Below are 20193 nucleotides of genomic sequence, written 5' to 3' on the forward strand. Positions count from 1 at the left end.
GGTTCAGGCCGCGTAGCCCGAGGCGGAGACGCCGCTCATCGGCGCCGGAATGGCCGTGCCCTCATCGGCGTATTCGTTCAACTTGTTGCGCAGAGTGCGGATCGAGATGCCCAGGATGTTGGCCGCATGGGTGCGATTGCCGAGGCAGTGCGTCAGGGTGTCCAGGATCAGCGTCTTTTCCATCGCCGCCACGGTCTGACCCACGAAGCTGCGGGTCACGGCGTCGGCTGCCTGGGCGGCACGCGCAGCCACTCCGGCTTGCGGCGCCTCATAGGCCTGTCCCGCCATCATGCCTGCGCCCATGCCGCCCAGCGGCTGACCGTCCGGCAGGCGGATGGCGTCGACGTCGATCTCAGGGCCGGTCGCCAGCAGCACCGCGCGGTGCATGGCGTTTTCCAGCTCGCGGACGTTGCCTGGCCAGCGATGGGCCGAAATGGCCTGACGCGCTGCGGCCGAGATCGGACGCACCGGCACACCGTTGGCGGCGGCGTATTTCTTGATGAAGTGGTCGGCCAGAACCACGATGTCGCCGGGCCGCTCGCGCAAGGACGGCAGGCGCAGGTTCACCACGTTCAGGCGATACAGCAGGTCCTCACGGAAGGTGCCTTCCGCCACGGCCTTGGCCAGATCGCGGTTCGAGGTGGCGATGATGCGGATGTTTACAGAGACCGGCTTGGAGCCGCCGACGCGGTCGATGACGCGCTCCTGGATGGCGCGCAGCAGCTTGGCCTGGAGCCGGGCGTCCATCTCGGAGATTTCGTCCAGCAGAAGCGTGCCGCCGTCAGCCTCTTCGAACTTGCCGATGCGGCGCGCGACGGCGCCGGTGAAGGCGCCCTTCTCGTGGCCGAACAGTTCGGACTCCAGCAGGTTGTCGGGAATGGCGGCGCAGTTGACGGTGATGAAGGGGCGCTCGGACCGGCGCGAGTGCTCGTGCAGATACCGCGCCATCACCTCCTTGCCGACGCCGCTTTCGCCGGTGATCAGGATCGAGGCTTCCGAGCGCGCGACCTGGTCGGCCAGTTGCAGCACCGCCTTCATCGACGGGTCGGCCGAGATCATCGGCTTTTCGTCGTCGGCGACGGCCGACAGGACAGCGGCGATCAGTTCGGCGTCGGGCGGAAGCGGAATGAATTCCTTGGCGCCGGCCTTGATAGCTGCGGCCGCCTCTCGCGCATCGGCGTCGACGCCGAAGGCCACGACCGGAATGGTGATCCGCTCGGCCTCGTTGGCGGCGATCAGGGCGGCGATGTCCAGCTGATAGTCGACCATCAGCAGGTCGGCGCCCTGCCCCCGGCGCAGTTGTTCGGTCGCTTGGTCGGCGCGCTCGACGTGATTGACCTTGGCGCCGTGCGCCATGGCCATCTTCACCGCCGAAGCGAGCTGGCCGCTCAGTCTGCCTACCACCAGAAGACGCATCGTTCTTCTCCTCTAATCTCTAAAGCCGGTCGCCAATCAGGCGCCCGAATCCTCGGTCTTGATGATTTCCGTCATGGTCACGCCCAGCCGGTCGTCGACGACGACGACCTCGCCGCGCGCGATCAGGCGGTTGTTGACGAAGATGTCGATCGCCTCGCCGACCTTGCGGTCCAGCTCCAGCACCGAGCCCTTGTTCAGCTTCAGCAGCTGGGCCACCGACATGTGGGACTTGCCCAGAACGGCCGAGATATTGACCGGCACGTCGAAGACGGTCGCCAGGTCGGCGGCGCTCTTTTCGCCGCTGTCGTCGAGGGGCGGCAGGCCCGAAAGGCCGGAGAATTCCTCCAGCGCCAGGTCGTCGGATGCCATCAGAACATGCTCCTGTCGACGGGAAGGGTTTCGGCGTGTCCGGCCTCGGCGGCCAGGGCGGCGGTCAGGGCCTCAGCGACGCGGTCGGCCGAGCCTTGCGGATCGTGATCAGCGCGCCCGTCGGCCCATTCCAGCTGGAAGGCGGCCTGGGCCATGCCCGGTTCATCGCGGAAGGCGACCACGCCGGTAAAGCCGCTGTCGGCGCAGGCGCGCTCGATCAGGCCGCGCGCCTCGTCATCCAGGCCCGAGGCGCGAACGACCAGGCGTGGCGAGGCGTCGATCTCCTGCGCCAACAGTTCCAAAGCGGCTTTCAGCGGCGCATGCGGAAACCGGTCCAGAGCGGCCCCTGCGATGGTGCGCGCAGCAGCCAGGGCCAGGTCAGCGGCCTGTTCGCGGTGCGCCTGGGCCACAGCCTTCAGGGTCGGCATGGCCGAGGCCACAGCCTGGGCGATGTTGCTCAGGGCCATGGCGCGGATGTTCTCAACCTCGCTGAGCGCCTGTTCGCGCGCTTCCAGACGCCCCTGGGCGACCAGGGCCTCGACCTCGGCCGGCAGATAGGAGCGCTTGGCCGGCGTCCAGGCGCCGGGACGCACGACCGTGCCGTCCGCGTCAAACTCTGTGTCGAAGGCGAAGAGGCGCCGGATTTCTGGAGACTGGGTCATGTCAGTAGATCAACTCGTCGTCGGCGCCCTGACCGGCCAGCATGATGTCGCCCTTGGCGGCCAGATCCTTGGCGACCTGGACCATGGCCATCTGAGCGGCGTCCACGTCCTTCAGACGCACCGGCCCCATCGACTCCATGTCTTCGCGCATGATCTTGGACGCGCGTTCGGACATGTTGGAGAAGAACATCTCGCGCAGACCTTCGGACGCGCCCTTCATCGCAAGACCCAGTGAATCCTTGTCCACGGCGCGCAGCAGGGTCTGCACCCCGCCCGGGTCCAGCTTAGACAGATCCTCGAAGACGAACATCAGGGCGCGGATGCGTTCGGCCGATTCACGATTGCGCTCTTCCAGAGCCCCGATGAAGCGGGCCTCGGTCTGGCGATCGAAACTGTTGAAGATGTCGGCCATCATTTCGTGGCTGTCGCGCTTGGAGGTGCGCGCTAGGTTCGACATGAACTCGGTGCGCAGCGTGGCCTCAATCTTGTCCAAGATCTCGCGCTGCACCGGCTCCATGCGCAGCATCCGCTGGACGCATTCCAGGGCGAAGTCTTCCGGCAGGCTGGTCAGGACGCGGGCGGCGTGGTCCGAGCGCACCTTGGACAGGATCACGGCGACGGTCTGGGGGTACTCGTTTTTCAGATAGTTGGCGAGAACGGCCTCGTTCACATTGCCCAGCTTGTCCCACATGGTCCGGCCGGCCGGACCCCGGATTTCCTCCATCAGGCCGTCGACACGATCCTTGGGCAGGAAGGCGGCCAGCAGCTTTTGCGTCTGCTCATAGCTGCCCATCACGGCCCCGGAGCCGGACAGGCCCGAGACGAACTCGATCATCAGGGCCTCGACGGCCTCGGCGCTGACGTTGCCCAGGGTCGCCATGGCCTGGGAGATTTCCTTGACCTCGTCGTCGTCCAGCCGCTCCCACAGGGCGGTGTGCTCTTCGCCCAGCGCCAGCAGGATGACGGCGGCCTTCTCCGGCCCCGACAGCTTGTTGGGATCGTCGATCGAGGCTTTCTTGTTGACCAGCTTCGCCATCAGCCTTCGGCCACCCAGGTCCGCAGGATGCCGGCCGCGTCATCGGGATGCGACTGAACGAAGTCGGCGACCTTCTTGACCGACGACGCCTTCACCTGACCCTCGATGCGGGCGATGTCGATCTTCTGTTCCATCTCGCTGGGCGCCGGCAGCTGAACCAGCTGAGGCTGGCCGTCCGGGCCGATCACCGTGGTCGCCACGGTCGTGACCGGCACGCCGTTGGCGCCCGCCAGCGCCGGCAGATTGGCCCCGCCACCGGCGGCCGTCTTCAGCAGAGGACGCAGCACGAAGAAGATCAGCAGCAAGGCGACGACCGTCAGAATGCCCAGCTCGACGAAACGCATGATGTCGTTCTTGGAGAAGTCCAGCAGCGACGACTTGCCGTCCAGACCGCCCTCAATGCCCGTGTCGTGGTTGAAGCGGACGTTGATCACTTCGATCTTGTCGCCGCGTGTCTCGTCGATGCCGGCGGCGGCGGCGACCAGCGACTTGATCTGGGCGATCTCCTCGGCCGTGCGCGGCGCATAGGTCGGCTCGCCCTTGCCGTCCTTGGCCGGCGTCCACTTGCCGTCGACCGCGACGGCGACGGCCAGCTTCTTGACCTCGCCCGGCTCCTTGGTCGTGGTCGTGGTGGTCTTGGAGATTTCGTAGTTGGTCGTCTCGGCGTTTTCCGAGTTGGTCGAACCGGCCGGCGTCGCGCCGGGCGCAGCCCCGCCGGGGATGTTGTTCGTCGCGGTCACGCCGCCGTCAGGCTGGGCGCTGTTGTCTGCGGATTGCGAGCCGTTGGTCGTCGTCGAGCGGACGACCTGACCGTCGGGATCGAACTTCTCTTCCTGGGTCGTGGCGCGGCTCTGATCGATGTCGGCCGTGACCTGAACACGGGCGGCGCCGGCGCCCACGACGCCTTCGACGATGTCCTTGATGCGCGCCTGAAGCTGGCTCTCGGTATTGCCCTTGGCCTCGGCGGCGGAAGCCGAGGTGAAGGTTCCGTCGTCGCTGCCGGCCGCCAGGGTGCGGTTCGTTTGGTCCGCGACGGTGACGCGGTCGGGCTTCAGGTTCGGCACGGACGAGGCTACCAGGTTGCGGATCGCCCGCACTTGGTCGCTGGTCAGGTCACGCCCGCCCAGGCCCACCAGAACGGCGGCGGTCGGTTCGCCGGCGGCCGAGGTGAACATCTCGCGGCGCGGCATGGTGATGTGGACGCGGGCGGCGGTGATGCCGCGCATGGACATGATGGTGCGCGACAGTTCGCCCTGCAGGGCGCGCTGTTCGTTCAACTGTTGCTGGAACTCGGTCTGGCCCAGCACCGACTGGCTGTCGAACAGCTCGTAACCAACCGATCCGGACGTGACCAAACCCTTGCCCGCGACCAGCATCCGCGCCGTGCCGACTTCGTCGCGGTTGACCATGATGGTCGAACCGTCGCCCTTGGACGAATATTTGATGCCGGCCTGATCCAGGGCGGCGCTTATCTCGCTGGCCTCGCGCAGATCCAGGTTGGAATAGAGAAGCGCGTCGGGCGCTTGGCCCATGCGCAGCATGATGGCGACCAGCACGGCGGCCACGCCTGCGGCGACGCCGAGGACCGCAGCCAGACGGCCGATCCCGAACTTCTGCAACGCCGCTGTGAAGCCGCCCACGCGTCCCCGCCCCCTACTCGCGGGAGACACGAACGCCCCGCTAGGCAGAAAATGCCGCCTGGATGGTAAACGTCGCGTTAAGACCCGCTTAAGGGCGCGCCCCGCCCGCCTGAAGCTGCGGCAAAACCGCCGGCGCACCGGACGGCAGGGGGGCTGTCGGGTCTCTCAACCACGAGACGACGTCGCGATAGACGATCTCGGCGTCCAGATCGCGGTTCAGCAGATGCCAGCCGTTCGGATACCAGGCGGTCCGCAGCGTTCCGCCCTCCCGCTCGGCCCGCTCAAGCGCTGCCTTCATCGGCCCCTTCTTCACCACCTCGTCGTGGGCGCCGTACATCAGGATGGCGTCGCCCCGAATGCGGCCCAGGCTGCGCGATGAGGCCTCCATCAGATCGACCAGCCCATAGACGGTGTCGAACCGCGTCGCGAGGATGCTCATCGGATCGCGCCCGTTGCGGATCAGCTCCAATGTATTCGAAGAGGCGTGGATGTCGCGCGTGATGAACTCCGGCGGCTCCAGCGCCACGTCGCCCAGCGCTCGAGCTGCGATGTTCAGCGCCGTGCTGTTCAACGGTCCTTGCGTCGACCAGCCCCATACGCCGGGCGCCAGCAGCACGATCCGGTCCGCATCCGGCGGATTGTCGGAGCCGAACGCCGCCGCCGTCACCGACCCTCCCATACTCTCGCCCACCACAGCGATGACGGCATTGGGATAGCGGGCCCGCGCCATCGCGGTGATCTCGCGCAGATCATCCGTCATCCGCTGCTGCCCGGCCCATTCGCCCCGCCCCGGCGCCCCGCCGAAGCCACGCTGGTCGTAGGACCAGATCTCGATACCCTGCTCGGCCCACCAAGGGCCGGCCAAGCGGAAGCTGGCGTCGTGATCGTTCATCCCATGCAGGGCCACGATCACCGCCCAAGGCGCCCCATCCTTTGGCCCCCAATGCAGATACGGCAGGCGCGCGCCGTCCGACATGACCAGCGCCCGATCCTCGACATGGGCGCCGACAAAGCCCGGCGGCGGCGTCAACGGCGGCTGAATGTGGGGTGCGGCGCAGGCCGACAGAATGAGCGCGGCGGTCAGCGGCATAAGTCTGGAGGCGATCAAGGCCATGTGTCCCAAGCAGCGCTCATGATACCACCGGCGTGTCCTTCTCGCTGGAGCGAATGGCCGCCGGATTTGCAGAAGTCAGAATGCGCTGAACCCGTTCCCGGAGATAGGGAAGCACCTCCGCCTCGAACCACGGATTCTTCTTCAGCCAGGCCGTATTGCGCCACGACGGATGCGGCAGCACCAGCAGATCCGGTGCATACTCCCGCCACGCCCTAATCGTTTCGGTCATGGTCCGCTTGGCGTCATCGCCCAGCGCCCACGCCTGGGCATAGCCGCCGACCAGCAGGGTCAGTTCCATCTGTGGCAGGGCGTCCAGCAACTGCGGTCGCCACAGTTCCGCACAGCGTGTCGGCGGTGGATAGTCGCCGCCCTTTGGCGCAGTGCCCGGATAGCAAAAGGCCTGGGCCGCGACCCCGATGCGCGGGTCGGCGTAGAAGGTCTCATAGTCCACGCCCATCCAGTCACGAAGACGATCGCCCGAGGGATCCGTGAACGGCAGGCCGCTCTCATGGACCCGTCGTCCCGGCGCCTGGCCGCAGATCAGCAGCCGCGTCTCGGGAAAGACCCGCACCACCGGGCGCGGCGTGTGCGGCAGGACGCCCGCGCAGGCGCGACAGGCGCGGATGTCGTTCAGGATATCCTGGAGATCAGTCGTCATCGCCCTCGACGACCGGCGGACGGCGGCTCAGCGCCAGGGCCGTTTCTTCCTCGGTCGCCTGGCGCAGGCGCGTGACGCCGCGGAAATTGTCCGGATCGACCGCCTTGCCCTTCTTGATGATGGTCAGCTTGCCCTGGCGCATCAGGCCCAAAGCGGTCGCGCGGACCTTGGGCAGCATGCGCTGCCATTGCTCGGGCTGTAGCTCTTTGGCCACTTCCGCGGGCTCAATGCTCTTGCCGGCCTCAAGCGCGGCGATTTTGTTCAGGATTGCGGTTTCGATCGGGTCGCTCATTGCGCCTATATGCTGCAACGCACGCCCATAAGTAAGGCCGAGTCTGCATGCCCAAGAAAATCACCATCACCGAGGGCGAGTTCGCCGGCTGGCAGACCTACGATCTGCACGACACCTTCGACACGGTGGTCGGCCCCTTCTACGGCAAGCCGGATCCCGATGGGCACATGCGCTGCGCCTTCCGCGCCGAGCAGAAGCATATGAACGCAGGCGGACGGATGCACGGCGGCTGCCTGATGACCTTCGCCGACATCGCAATGTTCCAGATCGCCTATCAGGAGATGGAGGGCGCCTCGGGCGTCACGGTCCAGCTGGACTCAACCTTCATCGACGGCGGCTATGTCGGCGAACTGATCGAGGCCACCGGCCAAGTCACCAAGGCGGGCAAGAGCCTGATCTTCGTGCGCGGCCAGATCAACACCGGCGACCGCCTGCTGATGACCTTCTCCGGCGTCATCCGCAAGTTCACGCCTCGGTGAGACGCGCGCCCTAGCCGAAAACGACGCTCGGCATGGCGCCGACGATGGCCGCGGTCATCAAGGTGGCGAGGAAACCGGCGAACAGGCCCTTCCAGACCATGCCCAGCACCTCTTCGCGGCGTTCGGGCATCAGGACCGAAAGGCCGGTCACGGTGATGCCGACCGAGCCGATATTGGCGAAGCCGCACAGGGCGTAGGTCATCAGCATCCGCGTGCGCTCGGTCATCTCGGCGGCCGGCACCTTGCCCAGGTCGATGAAGGCGACGAACTCGGTCAGGGTCAGTTTGACGCCCAGCAGCCAGCCGGCGACATCGGCGTCCTTCCACTCCACCCCGATCAGCCAGGCGACAGGCGCGAAAATCCAGCCCAGCATCCGCTCGACGGTCAGGGGCGCATCGAACACCACGAACCCGCCCAGCATAACATTGACCAGGGCGACCAGCGCCACGAACACGATCAGCACGGCCGAAATGTTCAGCACGACCATCAGGCCGTCGGACGTCCCTTTGACGATGGCGTCGATGGCGCTGTCGTATTTCAGGGCCGAGTCATAGTCGGCGACGGCGCCGCCCATCCCTTCTTTCTCGGGGATGATGATCCGCGCCAGCAGCACGCCGGCCGGCGCCGACACGATCGAGGCCACCAGCACGTGACCCGCCGCATTGGGCAGCACCGGCGACAGGATCGTCGCATAAGCCACCATGGTCGAGCCGGCGACCGTCGCCAGGCCCACCACCATCATCAAAAAGATCTCGGACCGCGTCAGCTTGTCCAGATAGGCGCGGATCACGATCGGGCTTTCGATCATGCCCAGGAAGATGTTGGCCGCGACCGCCAGGGCCGAGGCGCCGCCCAGACCCATCGTCTTCTGGAACAGGAAGCCGAAGCCCAGGGTGATCCACTTCAGGATCTTCCAATGCCAAAGCAGGGCCGACAGGGCGGAAATCACCAGGATCAGCGGCAGAACCTGGAAGGCGAAGGTGAAAAGCGCGCCCTGGTTCGAGACCGTATAGGGTTGGTCCCCGCCGGCCAGATAGCCGAAGACGAACTTGGTCCCCTCGGTCGTGGCGACCGCAAGACCGTCCACCGCGCCCGTCACCGCCGCCAGCACCGCCTGCGAGCCCGGAATGGCGAACAGGGCCAGCACCAGCCCCGCCTGCACCAGGATCGCGCCGATGGTCAGCCGCCAGGGGAAGGCCTTGCGGTTCTCCGAGATCGCCCAGCAGACCGCGACGATGACGACCAGACCCAGAAGGCTCTGGAGGTTCAGGAGGCTGAACATGGAAAACGATCCCCGCACCCGGCGCGCCTGCCGGTCTGTATTCGCTTCAAGGACAAAGTGACGCGGCTGGCAAGCGAAACGAAAAAGGGCGGCCCCTTAAGGGACCGCCCTCCTCCTGTCGTCGCGCCTCGGCTTACAGTTGGCCGCGCACCAGCTTGCCGTAGTGATCCATCAGATCCAGCGACAGGGCGCCGGGGGTGAAGCGGTATTCGCCCACCTCGGCGACCGGGGTCACCTCAACGGCCGTGCCGGTCAGGAAGCATTCGGTGAAGTCTGACAGCTCTTCCGGCTTGATCTCGCGCACCACAACCTCGATGCCTTTCTCGCGGGCGATCTCGATCACGGTCTGGCGGGTGATGCCGTCCAGAATGTGCTCGACATTCGGCGTGTGGATGACGCCGTCCTTGACGAAGAAGACGTTGGCGCCGGTCGCCTCGGCGACATAACCGCGCCAGTCCAGCATCAGGGCGTCGGCGAAACCGCGGCGCTCGGCGGCGTTCTTGGACATGGTGCAGATCATGTACAGACCCGCCGCCTTGGCCGTCGTCGGGGCCGTCGCCGGATCGGGACGACGCCACTTGGACCATTCCAGACGCAGGCCGCGCGCCTTGACCTCGGGGTCGAAATAGCTGGGCCAGTCCCACACGGCGATCGCCAGGTGAACCTTGTTGTTCAGGGCCGAGACGCTGGTCTGTTCCGGGCCGAGGTAGGCGACGGGACGCACATAGCAGTCCGTCAGACCGTTCTTGGCGCAGGTTTCCTTACAGAAGGCGTCGATTTCAGCGACGCTGTAGGGTATCTCGAAATCGAGCAGGTTGGCGGACCGCTTCAGGCGCTCGGAATGTTGCGTCAGCTTGAAGATTTCGCCGCCGTACATACGCTCACCCTCAAAGACCGACGAGCCATAGTGAAGGGCATGGGTCAGAACGTGCGTTTTCGCTTCCCTCCAGGGGACGAAATCGCCATTCACCCAGATGAAGCCGTCACGATCGTCGAAAGGAACGAAGGCCATTGAAATACGTCTCCCGCGAAACTGACGGTCTTAGAGCCGCACGAATCGCTCAGGTCAACGCCGCAAGCGGGGGAAACGTCGCATGAGCATGACGGAATCGCGTTCGCATGGCCGCTCAGGCCCCATCGCCGGCCCCGGCGTCGGCCGCCATCTGCTGATTGTCGACGACGACGATCGCATCCGCGAACTGCTGAAGGAATTCCTGGCGCGCGAAGGCTACCGCGTGACGGGCGCCGCGCACGCGGCCGCCGCCAAGCGGATGATGGAGCTGATCGAGTTCGATCTGGTCGTGCTGGACGTCATGATGCCGGGCGAAAGCGGCCTGGACTTGACCAGCTGGGTCCGCAACAAAGCCGAGCTGTCCAAGACGCCGGTCCTGCTGCTGACCGCGCGCGGCGATCCCGAGGACCGGATCGAGGGTCTGTCGCGCGGCGCCGACGACTATATGTCCAAGCCCTTCGAACCGCGCGAACTGGTGCTGCGCATCGACGCCATCCTGCGCCGCACCGGCGGCAAGCCGATCGGTCCCAAGGAAATCAAGCTGGGCACCGCCGTCTTCGACATGGAACGGCTGGAGTTGAGCCGTGACGGCGCGCCCCAGCGTCTGACCGAGGCGGAGGCCCAGTTGCTCAAGACCCTGGCGCTTCACGCCCACGCGCCGGTCGAGCGGATGAGCCTGTCGCCGGATACCGCCGACATCACCGGACGCGCCGTGGACGTCCAGGTCACCCGTCTGCGCCGCAAGCTGGAGGTCGATCCCAAGAACCCGCGCTATCTCCAGACGGTGCGCGGCGTCGGCTATATGCTGGCTCCCGACTGAGCCGATGCGGCTTCTGCCCGCCTATCTGTGGCCGCGCTTTCTGAAGCGGCGCCTGCCGACCTCGCTATGGGGCCGGTCGCTGCTGATTATCGTCCTGCCGGTGCTGGTCATGCAGATGGCGGTGACGTGGGTCTTCTTCGACGCTCACTGGCAGACGGTGACCGCGCGCCTGTCCGAAGGCCTGGCCGGCGACATCGCCTGGGCCGTCGAGAGCTATGAGGACGACCCCAGCCCGGCGAACCTGGACAAGCTGGCCAATCGCGCCGAACGGTCCATGTCCCTGTCCATCGTGCTTCAGGACGGGCGCACCCTTCCGACGGAAGAACGCCGCGGCGCCATCGGCGTGGTGGACCGGGTGCTGGACAAGGCCTTGGATGCGCGTCTGGACCGCCCCTACTGGTTCGACACCACCCGCTATCCCGCCTACGTCGACATCCAGGTGCAGGAGCCGCAAGGGGTGCTGCGCATCATCGCCCCACGCGAGCGCGCGGTGGCGACCCAGGCCCATATCTTCGTCCTGTGGCTGGCGGTGGCGACCGTTCTGTTGATGGGCGTGGCCATCCTTTTCATCCGCAATCAGGTCCGCGCCATCGAGCGTCTGGCCGACGCGGCCGAAGCCTTCGGGCGCGGCGAAACCGTGCCCCGGTTCAAGCCGCACGGCGCGCGCGAGGTCCGCGCCGCCGCCGTCGCCTTCATGGCCATGCGAGACCGGATTCAGCGCCACATCGATCAACGCACCGCCCTGCTCGCCTCGGTCAGCCACGATCTGCGCACGCCCCTGACCCGTCTGCGCCTCGAACTGGCTCTTGCTCCACCTTTCAAGCGCCAGTCCGCCATGCGGGGCGACCTGGACGAGATGGAGCATATGATCGACGAATACCTCGACTTCGCCCGTGGCGAAGCGGGCGAACCACCCAAGCCGGTGTCGATTTCCGACCTGTTGAACGCGGCCGGCGAGGATGCAAAACGTGCTGGCGCCGAGGTCGAGGTGGTGGTCGCCGACGGGCTGACGGCCTCGGTTCGCCCCCTCGCCTTCAAGCGCGCCCTGGTAAACCTGGCCGGCAATGCCGCCTCGCACGGCGAGCATGTGCGGCTGTCGGGCCGCGCCCTGGCGTCAGGCGGGCTGGAGATCATCGTCGAGGACGACGGTCCCGGCATCCCCGAGGCCATGTATGACGAGGCCTTCCGGCCCTTCTCGCGCCTGGACGACTCTCGCAACCAGAACCGCAAGGGCGTCGGTCTGGGCCTCGCCATCGCGCGCGATGTGGCGCGCGGCCACGGTGGCGACGTCACCCTGGATCGCAGCGAACTGGGCGGGTTGAAAGCGACGATCCGCATCCCGGGCGCGGTCAGCGTCGCCGAGCCCGCTAAGGTTTGAAAGCTTTCATCAGCAGGGTCTGGCGGAACGGCGCTGCAAGGGTCATCTTGAAGGCGACAGGGCTTGGAGATGATTTCGATGCGTAAACTCGCCTTCTTTGCACCCTTGGCCGCGACACTCGCCGTCGCCGCCATGGCTCAGGCTCAAGCGCCGACGGTGAACGTCACGGTCGGGCCGCAGCTTCAGCGCGAGGTCGGAAAGCTCGGCCACCGCGAGGTCAACGAACAGATCGCCAGCCTTCAGGCCGAGGTCGGAAAGGCCTTGGCCCAGCGTTATCCAGGCGCCACCGCCAATCTGGTCCTGGTCGATCTGAAGCCCAACCGGCCGACGTTCGAACAGGTCCGTCAGACGCCGGGCCTCGACCCGATCCGCAGCGTGTCCGTCGGCGGCGCGGCCATCAAGGGCGAGATCGTGATGGCGGACGGGGTGACGCGGCCCGTGGACTATTCCTACTTCACGCCCAGCATCAACGACGTCTGGGGCTACAGCGTCTGGCGCGACGCCGACCGCGCGTTCGAGCGCTTCGGCGATCAGATCGAGCGCGGACGCTTCTAGCCCATCTCGCGGTTGCGTCTGACCGCCGCCGCGACCGTCTCGTCCAGCATCGCCGTCAGGCGGCCGTCCTTCGCCATGGCGTCAAGCCCGGCGCGGGTCGAGCCGCCGGGCGAGGCGATGCGGCCGATCAGGGCCTCCAGCCCGTCGTCACCCATGGAGTTGGCTGCGGACCTCAGGGTCGCGCGCGCCAGCACATCCGCCGTCGCCGCATCCAGACCCGCAGCCTCCCCGGCCCGGGCCAGCGCTTCGGTAAAGGCGTAGAAATAGGCCGCGCCCGACCCGGCCACCGCCGTCGCCGCATCCATCAGCGCCTCGTCGGCCAGCACGACCGTCTCGGCCATCGGCTCGAACAACACCCGCCCGACGTCCTCGGCTCGCGGGTCCGCCGACCAGACAGAGGCCACGCCGCGCCCGCGCGACACACCGGTCGTCGGCATCACCCGCACGATGGGCCAGCCTCCTACGCCTTCCGCCAGCGTCGGCGCCGTCACGCCCGCCATGACCGACAGGATGACGGCTCGGTCATTCAGGAACGGCGCCAGCGGAGCCATGACCTCGCGCCACAGCGCCGGTTTGACCGCCAGAACGATTACCGCCGCCTCGGTCAGGACCTCCAGCGGCGGATTGGTCCGCGCGCCCTTGACCCGCGCCGTCTCGGCCGCCGGCTTTTCCGAGGGGGTGAGAATGATCAGGTCAGACGCCGCCACAGTCTCGGTCAGCAGCCAGCCTTCCAGAATGGCGGAGCCCAGCCGGCCGCAGCCGACCAGAACAACGGGACCCGGCACAGATGCCGCGCTTGGCATCAGGCGGTGCCGACGGTCTCGAACAGGCAGGCGTCGATCGCCTCTTGCGGCTTCTTGTTCCCACGCACCATGAAGTCGAAGGCGGGGTAGTAGCGATCCGAAGCCTCGATGGCCGCGTCAATCATCGACGCCGCCTGGGCCAGGGTCGGACGCTCACCCATCGGCAAGGCCAGCGAATGACGGAAGACGATCTCCCCGTCTTCCGCCCAGACCTCGAAATGACCCATCCAGGTGCGCTGGTTGATCAGGCCGACGAGTTCATAGGCCGCCGTCTTGCGGCTCTTTGCCACCTTCAGATCCAGCGCACAGCACAGCTGAAGACAGTCGCCCTCGGGACGCCAGGCGAACCACAGTTCATAATCCTTCCAGTCTCCGGCCAGAGCAAAGGCGAGGTCGCCGTCGTCGGTGCGGTCAAACGGAAGATTCTCGGCCGTGAGCACATGCTCGACGACCTCAAGCGGGTCGAAGGGCACGTCCACTTCCTCGGGCCGGGCGATGTCCATCAAGTGTCTTTCACGCTGCGTCCGCGAGAATCGCGGGCGTTAACAGAACGGTAAGCCTGTTCGCAGATTCGGCTCAACCGGCTGCGTCCCCGGGTTGAGTTCCATCTGTGGACGTTCCCTTCACGGGCTTTGCAGCCGGCTTTTGGGCGGCCTTCAGCTCTGCGATCTCAGCCCGCAGAGCCGCGATCTCGTCCTTCAGAACATCAAACTCGTCGCGACGGACCAGGTCCATTTCGGCGGCGATCCGGTCAGCTTGGGCGCGCCAGGCGGTCTTGGCCTCTTCGCCTGCGGCCTGGGCCAGGCCCATGGCGCCGGTCGTCAGCTTGGCGAACTCGTCCAGAATGGGATTGCGGGTCTGCATGGCGGCTCCGACCTCAACGTCGTTAACGAAGGTTCACCGACTATGGTGAACGAAACCTTTCTTTCTGCTGCTTCGCGGGCGCCATCAAGGCGTCGTGATGCGTCTTCACAGGCGACGACGGCGGCGACGCTTGCTAAACCACTGTCAAAGACAGTCCCGCACAGGAACGCCCCTTGCCCTTTCCCGAATTCGATCCGGTCCTGATCCACCTCGGACCGCTTCCGATCCGCTGGTACGCTCTGGCCTATGTCGCCGGCATCGTGCTGGGCTGGTGGTACGCCGCGCGCCTGGCCAAGACTCAAAGGCTGTGGGCGCCCGGCAAGCCGCCCGTCACCACGACGCAACTGGACGATCTGGTTCTGTGGATCGTGCTGGGCATCATCCTGGGCGGCCGCTTGGGCTACGCCCTCTTCTACAAGCCGGCCATGTACGGCCAGCTGTTCACCGGCCAGACGCTGGGCGAGCGGTTCGAACTGTTCCAGCTGTGGACCGGCGGCATGAGCTTCCACGGCGGCTTCCTGGGCGTCTGCCTGGCCATCGTCCTCTATGCCCGGTCGCAGAAGATCAACATGCTGCGCCTCGGCGATCTGGTCGCGCCCGTCGTGCCGATCGGCCTGATGTTCGGTCGCCTGGCCAACTTCATCAATGGCGAGCTGTGGGGCCGCGAGACGACCGTCCCCTGGGCCGTGCGCTTCTGCAACGCCCGCATCGAACAGATGTACGGCTTCTGCCCCGCTGGCGATGCGCCCCGCCACCCCAGCCAGCTCTATGAGGCAGGCCTAGAGGGGATCGTCCTCTTCTCCGTCCTTTCCATTGCCATCTGGAAGTTCGGCCTGCTGAAGAAGCCCGGCTATATCACCGGCCTGTTCCTGGTCGGTTATGGCGTCTGCCGTGCGGCGCTGGAGAATGTGCGCGAGCCGGATATCGGCATGCCGGATTTCCCGTTCGGCCTGACCATGGGAATGATGCTGTCGATCCCGATGATCCTGGTCGGCGCCTGGCTGATCTGGCGCGCATGGAAGCGCCCGCCGGCTGCCGCTGAGGCATGAGCGAGACCGAAACCCTCAAGGCCCGTTTGGCGCGCGAGATCGCCCTGACGGGCCCGATGACGGTCGCCGACTACGTAACCCGCTGCCTGCACGATCCCAAGGGCGGCTACTATGCGTCTCGTCCAGATTTGGGCGCGCGTGGCGACTTCATCACCGCCCCTCTGGTCAGCCAGATGTTCGGCGAACTGATCGGCCTGTGGGCGGTCGAAACCTGGAACCGGCTGGGCGCGCCCGAGCGGTTCCGCCTTGTCGAGGTCGGCCCCGGCGACGGCACGTTGATGAGCGACGCATTGCGCGCCGCCCGCCTGGTCCCGGGCTTTCTCGAAGCCTGCGATCTGATCCTGATCGAACCCAGCGCCCCCTTGCGCGACCTCCAGGCCAAGGCCTTGGCCGGCGCCGACCTGTCGCCGCGCTGGGTCCGCAGCCTGACGGCGATCGAGACCGACACCCCGGTCATCCTGATCGCCAATGAGGTGCTGGACTGCATGCCCGCCCGTCAGTTCGTCCGCACCGACGGCGGCTGGGCCGAGCGCCGCATCGGCGTCACAGACGATGGCGACCTGATGTTCGGCCTGACCGCCATTTCCGGCGGCTTTCAAAAGCCGGACTTCGAGATCGCGCCGGGCGGCATCCTAGAAATTTCGGACCAGCAGGCGATCTTCGGCCGCGACCTCGGCCTGCTGATGAAGGCCGCCTCGGGCGCCGCCCTGCTGATCGACTACGGCCGCGCCCGCCCAGAAGCCGGCGACACGCTCCAGGCCTTGCGTCGTCACCAGAAGGTCGATCCGCTCGCCACGCCTGGCGAAGCCGACCTGACCCAATGGGCCGACTTCCCAATGGTGCTGGAAGCGGCCGTTCGCACGGGCGCCGACGTCACCGGCAGCCTGCCCCAGGGCGAGTTTCTGCGCCGGCTGGGCATCGAGGCCCGCGCCGAGGCGCTGAAAGCCGGCCGCCCCGCCGCCTCGGGCGTCATCGCGCGCCAGCTGGATCGGCTGACCGGCGACGACCAGATGGGAACCCTATTCAAGGCCGCCGCCATCTTCGCCCCCCGATCCCTGGTCGTCCCCGGCTGGGACGCCTGATATAGGTAGGGGCATGAGCGATCTGGCCCCCCTCACCCACCCGCTTCTGACCGCCGCCGGCATCGCCCACGGCTTCTTCACCCGCGCGGGCGGCGTCTCGACCGGCATCTACGAAGGCCTGAACGCCGGCGTCGGCTCCAAGGACGATCCCGCCGCCGTCGCCGAAAACCGCCGGCGCGTCGCGGCTCATTTCAATGCCGACGCCGATCATCTGAACGGCTGCTACCAGATCCATTCCGCCGTCGCTCGCGTGGCGGAAGGCCCCTGGCATGGCGACCGCCCCGAGGGCGACGCCGTCGTCACCGCCGAGCCCGGCCTGCTCTGTTCGGTCCTGACCGCCGACTGCGCGCCCATTCTGATGGCCGATCCCGAGACGCGCATCGTCGCGGCCGTCCACGCCGGCTGGAAGGGCGCTTTGGGAGGAGTAGTCCATTCCGCCGTGGCCGCCATGCAGGCCCTGGGCGCCGATCCGCGCCGCACCCTGGCCGTCGTCGGCCCTTGCATCGCCCCCGCCAGCTATGAGGTCGGCGTCGATTTCGAAGATCGCTTCACCCACCACGATCCTGGCAGCGACCGCTTCTTCCACCCCGGAGAGTCCGACGACAAACGCCAGTTCGACCTGCCCGGCTTTGTCCTGTGGCGGCTGCAGCAGGCGGGGGTCGGCCAGGCCGTCTGGACCGGCCACGACACCTGCGCGGACGCAGAGCGGTTCTATTCGAACCGCCGCGCCTTCCAGCACGGCGAGCCGGACTTCGGTCGATTGATTGCGGTGATCGGGGCTTAGCCCGCGCGCGCCAGCTCCGGCACGCGGGTCACTTCACGCCAGGCGTGGGGGGCGGCCAACAGGGCGCGGACCAGCTTGTTGTTCAGGGCGTGACCGGCCTTGTAGCCTTCGTAGCGACCCAGCAGCGGCGCGCCCAGGACATACAGGTCGCCGATGGCGTCCAGCGCCTTGTGACGGACGAACTCGCGTTCCATGCGCAGGCCGCCGGGATTCAAAATCTCGTCGCCGTCGATGACCACGGCGTTCTCCAGCGAGCCGCCGCGCGCCAGACCCGCCTTGCGCAATGCCTCGACCTCATGGGCGAAACCGAAGGTGCGGCAGGCCATGATCTCCTTGCGGAAGGTCGGTTCGTCCACGACGAAGTCGATCACCTGATTGCCGATCACGGCCGACGGGAAGTCGATCTCGAACCGCATCTCGTAGCGGTCGCACGGCATCAGGGCTGCATGCTTGTCACCCTCGACGACATGGACCGTTTCCAGGATCTCGATGTAGCGCTGCGGCGTCGGCTGCGGTCGGAAACCGGCCCGGTCCAGCAGCTTCACGAACTCCAGCGCCGAACCGTCCAGGATCGGCAGCTCCGGTCCGTCGACCTCGACGACAGCGTTCGACACGCCCAGGGCGGCGAAGGCGGCCATCAGATGCTCGATCGTCGAAAGGCGAACGCCCGCGCCGTTCTCGATCATGGTGTTCAGGCGGGCGTCAACGACGGCCTCGCCCGACACCGGAATGCGGTTGTCGCGGTCGGTGATGTCGGTGCGCACGAAGACGATGCCCGTGCCCGACGGCGCAGGCCGAACCGCCATCCGCACCCGGCGGCCGGTGTGCACCCCGACCCCGGCGATGATGGCCGGGGCGACGATGGTGCGTTCGTGATGGTCGCTTCTGACCGACAAACCTGAACTCGCTCTTTCCTTTGCGCGCCGCACGCCGTGCGGATTGCGCCCTGCGTTTCATCTAGCGGTCATGCCGCAAGCGCGAAATCAAAGTCCGGTTTCGGATTGTTTCGGTCTGAGACACATCCGAGAACGAGAAACGCCCCGGAGGCGGGCTCCGGGGCGTTTCATCGTCATTTGGGACGTTTAGTTGGCCAGACGGCGGAGAAAGGATGGGATTTCCAGGTCGTCATCGGCCTGTCCCGCCTCCGGTTCTTGATGTTGGACCGGTTGAGCCGAAGAGCGCGCCTGATGCGACGATTGCGGCGCATAGGACATGTCGTGCTGCGGCTGGGTGCGCTTGCCGCGACCAAACAGGCTCCAGCCGCTGCGGCGGTGGTCACGGTCGTCGTAACCCTCGTCGGCCTGAGGCTGCTGGGCCGCAGGCGCGGCGCGCTCATAGAGATCGCCTTGCGGCGCGACGCGCGGCGCAGGCGCTCGGGTTTCATATTCCTCGACCCAAGGATCGACGATCGGGTCCAGAGCGCGCGGTTGCGGCTCGGCGACGCGGATCACAGGCTCGGGGCGCGGTTCCGGTTCGCGAGCGGCAGGGGCCTGAAAGGTCGGCACGACCGGCGCCGCCTCGATACGGGGCTCAGGCGCGCGCGGGGCTTCCGCGCGAACCGGCTCGCGGTAAGCGTCGCGGGTCGGTTCCGGCGCGCGGGAGGCTTGCGTGCCGTAGAGGCCGCCAGCTGAGCGGCGAGCGTCATGACCAGCCAGCGGCGCGCTGGCGGCTGGCGGGGCGATGGGTTCGATGCGACGCACTTCGCCCTCGTCCATGCCGGTCGCGACGACCGAGACACGGATCTTGCCATCCAGGGCCGGGTCGAAGGCGGCGCCGAAGATGATGTTTGCGTCGCCGTCCACTTCCGCGCTGATGGCGTTGGCGGCTTCGTCGACTTCCAGCAGAGTCATGTCCAGACCGCCGGTGATGTTCACCAGCACGGCCTTGGCGCCCTTCAGGCTGGTCTCGTCCAGCAGCGGGTTGGCGATGGCGTTCTGGGCCGCCAGCAGGGCGCGGTCGTCGCCCGTGGCCTCGCCCGTGCCCATCATCGCCTTGCCCATCTCGGACATGACGGCGCGCACGTCGGCGAAGTCCAGGTTGATCAGGCCCGGCAGGATCATCAGGTCGGTGATCGAACGCACGCCCGAGTGCAGAACCTGGTCGGCCATACCGAAGGCGTCGGCGAAGGTCGTGCGTTCGTTGGCGACGCGGAACAGGTTCTGGTTCGGGATGACGATCAGGGTGTCGACATAGCGTTGCAGCTCTGCGACGCCGGCGTCGGCCAGACGCATGCGGTGACGCCCTTCGAAGGTGAAGGGCTTGGTCACCACGCCGACGGTCAGGATGCCGCGATCTCGCGCGCATTTGGCGATGACCGGCGCCGCGCCGGTGCCGGTGCCGCCGCCCATGCCGCACGTAATGAAGACCATGTGCGCACCTTCCAGGTGCTGATGGATTTCGTCGGCGGATTCCTCGGCGGCGTTCATGCCGACTTCGGGGTGGGCGCCGGCGCCCAGGCCTTGGGTGATGGTCTCGCCCAGCTGGATGCGGCGATCCGTCTTGGCGAAGCTGAGGTGCTGCGCGTCGGTGTTGGCCACGACGAACTCGACCCCTTCGAGGCCGGCGTCGATCATATTGTTCACGGCGTTGCCGCCGGCGCCGCCGACGCCGAACACGACGATGCGGGGCTTCAGTTCAGTGTGTTGCGGCTTGACCAATGAGAGCGACATTTTCTGTTTCCGACCTGCTGACCCGCCCCTTCAAACCAACCGACCGCCCCGCCGAATCGCTTTGGTTATGAGCGCGTTAAGGATTGCGCCCATGAAGGTTAAGAGAAGGTTACGGCGATAATGTGAGTCGGACCGAAGAACACCCCAAACCGAAAGCGTTACTGGAGTTTTGTTGTCGAGAACGAAAAAGGGCGGCTCTTTCGAGCCGCCCTTTCCGTCCACAAGCTTC

General features: G+C 66.6%; 22 protein-coding genes. 7 read left to right on the plus strand and 15 right to left on the minus strand.

Annotated features, from left to right (window positions below; genetic code table 11):
- Window positions 1-3 precede the first annotated feature (3 nt).
- The 8 genes from flbD to AC3WRC_RS04485 all read right to left on the minus strand — a co-directional run bounded on the left by flbD (window position 4) and on the right by AC3WRC_RS04485 (window position 7187).
- A complete protein-coding gene (gene flbD, locus AC3WRC_RS04450; protein ID WP_492303046.1) occupies window positions 4-1416 on the minus strand; it encodes a sigma-54-dependent transcriptional regulator FlbD in 1413 nt (470 codons plus the stop codon).
- A 36-nt stretch (window positions 1417-1452) separates the two neighbouring features.
- Window positions 1453-1785 (minus strand): flagellar motor switch protein FliN, encoded by a 333-nt coding sequence (fliN, locus tag AC3WRC_RS04455; RefSeq protein ID WP_039246916.1) that lies wholly within the window; start codon window positions 1783-1785, stop codon window positions 1453-1455.
- Window positions 1785-2447 (minus strand): FliH/SctL family protein, encoded by a 663-nt coding sequence (locus AC3WRC_RS04460; RefSeq protein WP_492303048.1) that lies wholly within the window; start codon window positions 2445-2447, stop codon window positions 1785-1787. Before AC3WRC_RS04460 ends, fliN begins: the two co-directional genes overlap by 1 nt.
- Before the next feature lies 1 nt (window position 2448).
- Window positions 2449-3483, minus strand: coding sequence for a flagellar motor switch protein FliG (gene fliG / locus AC3WRC_RS04465; RefSeq protein WP_055754108.1), 1035 nt, complete (start codon window positions 3481-3483; stop codon window positions 2449-2451).
- Window positions 3483-5123, minus strand: coding sequence for a flagellar basal-body MS-ring/collar protein FliF (gene fliF, locus AC3WRC_RS04470; protein WP_174085918.1), 1641 nt, complete (start codon window positions 5121-5123; stop codon window positions 3483-3485). Before fliF ends, fliG begins: the two co-directional genes overlap by 1 nt.
- An 88-nt stretch (window positions 5124-5211) precedes the next feature.
- Window positions 5212-6237: an alpha/beta fold hydrolase gene (locus AC3WRC_RS04475; RefSeq protein WP_492303049.1), complete on the minus strand. Its 1026-nt coding sequence runs from the start codon at window positions 6235-6237 to the stop codon at window positions 5212-5214.
- Window positions 6238-6253: 16 nt separating this feature from the next.
- Window positions 6254-6895: a uracil-DNA glycosylase family protein gene (locus AC3WRC_RS04480; RefSeq protein WP_055754105.1), complete on the minus strand. Its 642-nt coding sequence runs from the start codon at window positions 6893-6895 to the stop codon at window positions 6254-6256.
- Entirely contained in the window at window positions 6885-7187 is a 303-nt protein-coding gene (locus AC3WRC_RS04485) for a DUF3253 domain-containing protein (protein WP_055754104.1), read from the minus strand. The genes AC3WRC_RS04480 and AC3WRC_RS04485 overlap by 11 nt, the downstream gene beginning before the upstream one ends.
- Window positions 7188-7234: 47 nt before the next feature.
- Between AC3WRC_RS04485 and AC3WRC_RS04490 the strand changes: the two genes are divergently transcribed.
- Window positions 7235-7666 carry a PaaI family thioesterase gene (locus AC3WRC_RS04490; RefSeq protein WP_055754103.1) on the plus strand — a complete coding sequence of 144 codons (432 nt, stop codon included), beginning with the start codon at window positions 7235-7237 and terminating at the stop codon, window positions 7664-7666.
- A 10-nt stretch (window positions 7667-7676) separates the two neighbouring features.
- Here AC3WRC_RS04490 and AC3WRC_RS04495 read toward each other — a convergent pair whose 3' ends face one another.
- A complete protein-coding gene (locus AC3WRC_RS04495; RefSeq protein ID WP_039247069.1) occupies window positions 7677-8948 on the minus strand; it encodes a NupC/NupG family nucleoside CNT transporter in 1272 nt (423 codons plus the stop codon).
- Window positions 8949-9081: 133 nt separating this feature from the next.
- Window positions 9082-9960 carry a branched-chain amino acid aminotransferase gene (locus tag AC3WRC_RS04500; RefSeq protein ID WP_045810405.1) on the minus strand — a complete coding sequence of 293 codons (879 nt, stop codon included), beginning with the start codon at window positions 9958-9960 and terminating at the stop codon, window positions 9082-9084.
- 88 nt (window positions 9961-10048) lie between these two features.
- Here AC3WRC_RS04500 and AC3WRC_RS04505 point away from each other — a divergent pair, with 88 nt between their 5' ends.
- The 3 genes from AC3WRC_RS04505 to AC3WRC_RS04515 all read left to right on the plus strand — a co-directional run bounded on the left by AC3WRC_RS04505 (window position 10049) and on the right by AC3WRC_RS04515 (window position 12713).
- Entirely contained in the window at window positions 10049-10780 is a 732-nt protein-coding gene (locus AC3WRC_RS04505) for a response regulator (RefSeq protein WP_369814635.1), read from the plus strand.
- 4 nt (window positions 10781-10784) lie between these two features.
- Window positions 10785-12158: an ATP-binding protein gene (locus AC3WRC_RS04510; RefSeq protein ID WP_492303050.1), complete on the plus strand. Its 1374-nt coding sequence runs from the start codon at window positions 10785-10787 to the stop codon at window positions 12156-12158.
- 78 nt (window positions 12159-12236) lie between these two features.
- A complete protein-coding gene (locus AC3WRC_RS04515) occupies window positions 12237-12713 on the plus strand; it encodes a hypothetical protein (RefSeq protein ID WP_492303051.1) in 477 nt (158 codons plus the stop codon).
- Here AC3WRC_RS04515 and AC3WRC_RS04520 read toward each other — a convergent pair.
- From AC3WRC_RS04520 to AC3WRC_RS04530, 3 genes are all read right to left on the minus strand, one after another.
- Window positions 12710-13498, minus strand: a complete 789-nt coding sequence (locus AC3WRC_RS04520) for a pyrroline-5-carboxylate reductase family protein (protein WP_492303052.1) — start codon at window positions 13496-13498, stop codon at window positions 12710-12712. The two genes, AC3WRC_RS04515 and AC3WRC_RS04520, sit on opposite strands and share 4 nt — an antisense overlap.
- A 17-nt stretch (window positions 13499-13515) precedes the next feature.
- Entirely contained in the window at window positions 13516-14019 is a 504-nt protein-coding gene (locus tag AC3WRC_RS04525; RefSeq protein ID WP_017504503.1) for a type III secretion system chaperone family protein, read from the minus strand.
- Window positions 14020-14092: 73 nt separating this feature from the next.
- On the minus strand, window positions 14093-14380 hold the full coding sequence (locus AC3WRC_RS04530) for an accessory factor UbiK family protein (protein WP_017504504.1): 288 nt from the start codon (window positions 14378-14380) through the stop codon (window positions 14093-14095).
- 173 nt (window positions 14381-14553) lie between these two features.
- On the opposite strand from AC3WRC_RS04530, the gene lgt reads away from it, so the two are divergent.
- Genes lgt through pgeF form a run of 3 tightly spaced genes read left to right on the plus strand, consistent with a single transcriptional unit; the run spans window position 14554 to window position 17295 of the window.
- Window positions 14554-15429: a prolipoprotein diacylglyceryl transferase gene (gene lgt, locus AC3WRC_RS04535; protein ID WP_295193837.1), complete on the plus strand. Its 876-nt coding sequence runs from the start codon at window positions 14554-14556 to the stop codon at window positions 15427-15429.
- Entirely contained in the window at window positions 15426-16511 is a 1086-nt protein-coding gene (locus AC3WRC_RS04540; RefSeq protein ID WP_492303053.1) for a class I SAM-dependent methyltransferase, read from the plus strand. The genes lgt and AC3WRC_RS04540 overlap by 4 nt, the downstream gene beginning before the upstream one ends.
- 13 nt (window positions 16512-16524) lie before the next feature.
- Window positions 16525-17295: a peptidoglycan editing factor PgeF gene (gene pgeF, locus AC3WRC_RS04545; protein ID WP_492303054.1), complete on the plus strand. Its 771-nt coding sequence runs from the start codon at window positions 16525-16527 to the stop codon at window positions 17293-17295.
- Here pgeF and lpxC read toward each other — a convergent pair.
- Window positions 17292-18191: a UDP-3-O-acyl-N-acetylglucosamine deacetylase gene (lpxC, locus tag AC3WRC_RS04550; RefSeq protein WP_492303055.1), complete on the minus strand. Its 900-nt coding sequence runs from the start codon at window positions 18189-18191 to the stop codon at window positions 17292-17294. The two genes, pgeF and lpxC, sit on opposite strands and share 4 nt — an antisense overlap.
- Before the next feature lie 186 nt (window positions 18192-18377).
- Complete coding sequence (ftsZ, locus tag AC3WRC_RS04555) at window positions 18378-19964, minus strand: cell division protein FtsZ (protein WP_492303056.1); 1587 nt, start codon at window positions 19962-19964, stop codon at window positions 18378-18380.
- Window positions 19965-20193: the final 229 nt, after the last annotated feature.

This window comes from Brevundimonas sp. EU05-FHT14B07 (assembly GCF_058790795.1).

Bases quoted from the DNA above. Each gene is read 5' to 3' on its own strand.
- flbD (WP_492303046.1), bottom strand. From the start codon at position 1,416: ATGCGTCTTCTGGTGGTAGGCAGACTGAGCGGCCAGCTCGCTTCGGCG.
- fliN (WP_039246916.1), bottom strand. From the start codon at position 1,785: ATGGCATCCGACGACCTGGCGCTGGAGGAATTCTCCGGCCTTTCGGGC.
- AC3WRC_RS04460 (WP_492303048.1), bottom strand. From the start codon at position 2,447: ATGACCCAGTCTCCAGAAATCCGGCGCCTCTTCGCCTTCGACACAGAG.
- fliG (WP_055754108.1), bottom strand. From the start codon at position 3,483: ATGGCGAAGCTGGTCAACAAGAAAGCCTCGATCGACGATCCCAACAAG.
- AC3WRC_RS04475 (WP_492303049.1), bottom strand. From the start codon at position 6,237: ATGGCCTTGATCGCCTCCAGACTTATGCCGCTGACCGCCGCGCTCATT.
- AC3WRC_RS04480 (WP_055754105.1), bottom strand. From the start codon at position 6,895: ATGACGACTGATCTCCAGGATATCCTGAACGACATCCGCGCCTGTCGC.
- AC3WRC_RS04485 (WP_055754104.1), bottom strand. From the start codon at position 7,187: ATGAGCGACCCGATCGAAACCGCAATCCTGAACAAAATCGCCGCGCTT.
- AC3WRC_RS04490 (WP_055754103.1), top strand. From the start codon at position 7,235: ATGCCCAAGAAAATCACCATCACCGAGGGCGAGTTCGCCGGCTGGCAG.
- AC3WRC_RS04495 (WP_039247069.1), bottom strand. From the start codon at position 8,948: ATGTTCAGCCTCCTGAACCTCCAGAGCCTTCTGGGTCTGGTCGTCATC.
- AC3WRC_RS04500 (WP_045810405.1), bottom strand. From the start codon at position 9,960: ATGGCCTTCGTTCCTTTCGACGATCGTGACGGCTTCATCTGGGTGAAT.
- AC3WRC_RS04505 (WP_369814635.1), top strand. From the start codon at position 10,049: ATGACGGAATCGCGTTCGCATGGCCGCTCAGGCCCCATCGCCGGCCCC.
- AC3WRC_RS04510 (WP_492303050.1), top strand. From the start codon at position 10,785: ATGCGGCTTCTGCCCGCCTATCTGTGGCCGCGCTTTCTGAAGCGGCGC.
- AC3WRC_RS04515 (WP_492303051.1), top strand. From the start codon at position 12,237: ATGCGTAAACTCGCCTTCTTTGCACCCTTGGCCGCGACACTCGCCGTC.
- AC3WRC_RS04525 (WP_017504503.1), bottom strand. From the start codon at position 14,019: ATGGACATCGCCCGGCCCGAGGAAGTGGACGTGCCCTTCGACCCGCTT.
- AC3WRC_RS04530 (WP_017504504.1), bottom strand. From the start codon at position 14,380: ATGCAGACCCGCAATCCCATTCTGGACGAGTTCGCCAAGCTGACGACC.
- AC3WRC_RS04540 (WP_492303053.1), top strand. From the start codon at position 15,426: ATGAGCGAGACCGAAACCCTCAAGGCCCGTTTGGCGCGCGAGATCGCC.
- pgeF (WP_492303054.1), top strand. From the start codon at position 16,525: ATGAGCGATCTGGCCCCCCTCACCCACCCGCTTCTGACCGCCGCCGGC.
- ftsZ (WP_492303056.1), bottom strand. From the start codon at position 19,964: ATGTCGCTCTCATTGGTCAAGCCGCAACACACTGAACTGAAGCCCCGC.